This is a genomic window from Alcanivorax sp. HI0044 (assembly GCF_001634945.1).
Window position 1 is genome coordinate 1 of the sequence record NZ_LWEZ01001339.1, and the last position, 3,016, is coordinate 3,016.

The 3,016-nt window shown below is 56.7% G+C and carries 4 protein-coding genes; 3 read left to right on the forward strand and 1 reads right to left on the reverse strand.

What is annotated here, in order from left to right; all coding sequences use genetic code 11:
• Window positions 1–72: 72 nt before the first annotated feature.
• A complete protein-coding gene (locus A3730_RS19770) occupies window positions 73–411 on the reverse strand; it encodes an AraC family transcriptional regulator ligand-binding domain-containing protein (protein ID WP_063538746.1) in 339 nt (112 codons plus the stop codon).
• Between the two features lie 141 nt (window positions 412–552).
• Here A3730_RS19770 and A3730_RS19775 point away from each other — a divergent pair, with 141 nt between their 5' ends.
• From A3730_RS19775 to A3730_RS19785, 3 genes are read left to right on the forward strand one after another with little or no spacing between them, the layout of a single operon-like run.
• Window positions 553–1,068: a 2,4'-dihydroxyacetophenone dioxygenase family protein gene (locus A3730_RS19775; RefSeq protein ID WP_063518869.1), complete on the forward strand. Its 516-nt coding sequence runs from the start codon at window positions 553–555 to the stop codon at window positions 1,066–1,068.
• A 58-nt stretch (window positions 1,069–1,126) separates the two neighbouring features.
• Window positions 1,127–2,146 carry an NAD(P)-dependent oxidoreductase gene (locus A3730_RS19780; RefSeq protein WP_082872470.1) on the forward strand — a complete coding sequence of 340 codons (1,020 nt, stop codon included), beginning with the start codon at window positions 1,127–1,129 and terminating at the stop codon, window positions 2,144–2,146.
• An 11-nt stretch (window positions 2,147–2,157) separates the two neighbouring features.
• On the forward strand, window positions 2,158–2,970 hold the full coding sequence (locus tag A3730_RS19785) for an SDR family NAD(P)-dependent oxidoreductase (protein ID WP_063518871.1): 813 nt from the start codon (window positions 2,158–2,160) through the stop codon (window positions 2,968–2,970).
• The last annotated feature ends 46 nt before the right edge of the window (window positions 2,971–3,016 follow it).

Sequence of the window (3,016 nt, forward strand, 5' to 3'; positions counted from 1 at the left end):
CTGGTTGATGCCGGGCTGGCCCGGCTCCAGCAACCGGTAGGCCAACTTGTCATGGTCACCATACGCAGTGACCTACACGTGATCGGCGCCCATGTGCAGATGGAAGTACTGCTTGAGTTCCGTGAGGGCTTCGCCAACCGTGCGTGCGTTGTTAAGCAGGTACAAAATCGGCCCGAAGATCGATACTCCCTGACTGAGCCCCAACTTCAGGCCGAACAACGGGTCGCCGCTGCGCGCCGCACTCAGTTTCAACAGCTCCAGAAAACGCCGGTAAGACACCAGGCCCTGAAGGTTGTCCAGAGTGTTCTCCGGCAGGCCGGCATCACGCAGCAGCTCGGTGTGTGACAGCCCGTATTCGGCAATCAGGGTGTCGAATCCATACAGCGCGGATGCCCTTGCAAAGTCCTGCATGGTGTTTGTCCTTGGCTCTGCCTGTTGTGGTTGTTCTGGCACCAAATGCTAAATCATTGGCGCACTTTATCAAGTTCGTGGCCTGGCAGCGGCGCATGATGGCTTTGCGATACAAACAACATCATTTCAGGGAGAGCCAACATGCTACCGATTACCGTTAAAGATCATGACAGCCTGCTGACGCTGAACAACAACGATATGCCGGTCTACAAGGACATCATGGTCCCGGGCCTGGACGTTCAGCCGCAGTTCATCGACATCAACCGTGGCATCTGGGTACTGCGTGTCATGTTCCACCCCGGGGTGCGCCTGCCCATGCATTACCACACCGGCACCGTCCATCTGTGGACGCTGTCCGGCAAGTGGAACTATGTGGAATACCCGGATCAGCCGCAGACGGCCGGCTGCTACCTGTTCGAGCCGGGCGGCAGCATCCACACCTTCTCGGTACCGGAAGACAACACGGAAGTGACCGATACCATCATGATGGTGGAGGGCGCCAACGTGAACTTCGACGAGAACGGCGAGTACCACAGCATTCTGGACGCCAACTCCATCACGTTGCTGATCGAGCAGTACATCCAGGAGAACGGTCTGAAGCCGGCCAACTATATCAAGCCGTCCATGCCGGACTACGCGCCGAATATCAAAGGCTGATGCTGGCCGGGAGTCATACGGCTGTATGGCTCCCGCTGTCTGAAACGGGAGAGTGGATATGACAACAACAATGCCAGTCGGCCACCACGGGCAGCAGCCCGAGGTGCCGAAATCCGTCTTCGTGACCGGCGCAGGCGGCTTTATCGGGCGTGCCATCATGGCGCGCTATAAGGCGCTGGGTTGTGAGGTCCGGGGTATGGACCTGCAACCCGATGAAAGTGCCGGCATTGTGGCCGGCGATATTGCTGATCCTCCCGGTTGGGCGGCGCATGCCAAAGGCTGTGAGTTGTTTATTCACACTGCGGCAGTGGTAAGCCTGGCTGCGCAATGGCCGGCTTATCGCCAGATTACGGTTGCAGGCACACGCAAGGCCATTGATGTGGCCGTGGCCGCTGGTGCGAAACGGTTCGTGCATTTTTCTTCCATTGCTGCACTGGGGTACGACTATCCGGACGGTGCCGATGAAACCTGGCCGGTCACTATCGGCGATAGCTATCTGTATGGCGTGGCCAAAGGTGCCAGCGAGCACGTTGCGCTGGCGGCGCATGCAGCACGGGAAATAGACGTCACCATTATCCGCCCCGGTGATGTCTATGGGCCGGGCTCACGTGCCTGGTTGATTGAACCGTTGAGGATGGCCAAAGCCGGTCAGCTGATTCTTCCTGATAATGGGAAAGCCGTTTTTACCCCTGTATTTATCGAGGATTTGCTCGACGGCATTATGCTGGCGGCAGGTCTTCAAGAAGGGGCCGGGCAGGTCTTCATTCTTTGGGGAGGCGAAGCGGTTTCCTGCAACGAATTTTTCAGTCATCACTGGCGTTGGGCGGGTCGAGCGGGCTCCCCCCGCAGTTTGCCATTGACTGCTGCGTTGGCGTTAACCAAAGGGGTCTGGAAATTGAATCAGCTACTCAAGCGCCATGACGAAGTGACGCCAGACACCATGCTGATGTTTTCCCGCAAAGGCGGCTTTTCCATCGAAAAAGCCAAACGTCTGCTGGGCTATTGCCCCAAAACCCGTCTTGCCGAAGGGATGCGCGAATCTGAGGCCTGGTTAAAAGCCAGCGGTGAGCTGGATTGAAGGAGAGTGAGATGAAGCATGTAATGATTACGGGCGCAGGAAGTGGTCTTGGCCTGGGAATGGCAACACGCTATCTCAATCGCGGCTACACCGTGAGCGTGCTGGATTTGGCCGTCAGTCAGGACAACAGAAAAGTGCTGACACAGTCGGCAGAAAAAAGCGGTTCCCGTTGGTCCTTTTTCAAGATGGATATCACCGATGATGCTGCGGTCGCCGCAGCGGTGGCTGATGCTATTGCCATGTTTGGTGCGCCAGAACTGGCGATTAATTCTGCCGGCGTGGTACTGAACAAGACGGTGGCGGATCAGAAACCTGCCGAGTTTCGCAGGGTCATTGATATCAACCTGAACGGAAGCCTGCATTTTGCCACAGCGGTGTTGCCGTTCATGGAGTCTGGCTCACGTCTGGCGCTGGTGGCTTCGCTGGCAGGGCATACCAGCAACTATGCCTACAGTGCCTATGGCGCCTCCAAGTTCGGTGTTATCGGCCTGGCCACCACGCTGCGCTATGAATACGAAGCCTTGGGGATTCATCTGAGTTGTATCTGCCCACCGGAGGTGGAAACGCCGTTGGTGGATGGCGAGCGTTTGTCTGGTAACCCCATTTCACTGGAACTGAAGAAAACGGCCGGTTGTATGAAAGCGGATGCGGCCTGCGATCAAATTGTTGATGGCCTGGATGCGGGAAAGTGGATGATTATTCCTGGCGCTGCGGGCAAACTCACGGGTTTTGTGGCGCGCCACATGCCGGGCGTTTTCAATGGCTATATGCAGAGAGTGATTCGCAAACTGATGAAGCAATACCCGGTTGGGGAAACCGCCTGACTGTATCAACAACAAACGCTGATTTCTGGATGCCCCGTATCGCTGA

Excerpts from the sequence above, each read along its gene's own strand:
- A3730_RS19770 (WP_063538746.1), bottom strand. The coding sequence starts at position 411 with ATGCAGGACTTTGCAAGGGCATCCGCGCTGTATGGATTCGACACCCTG.
- A3730_RS19775 (WP_063518869.1), top strand. The coding sequence starts at position 553 with ATGCTACCGATTACCGTTAAAGATCATGACAGCCTGCTGACGCTGAAC.
- A3730_RS19780 (WP_082872470.1), top strand. The coding sequence starts at position 1,127 with ATGACAACAACAATGCCAGTCGGCCACCACGGGCAGCAGCCCGAGGTG.
- A3730_RS19785 (WP_063518871.1), top strand. The coding sequence starts at position 2,158 with ATGAAGCATGTAATGATTACGGGCGCAGGAAGTGGTCTTGGCCTGGGA.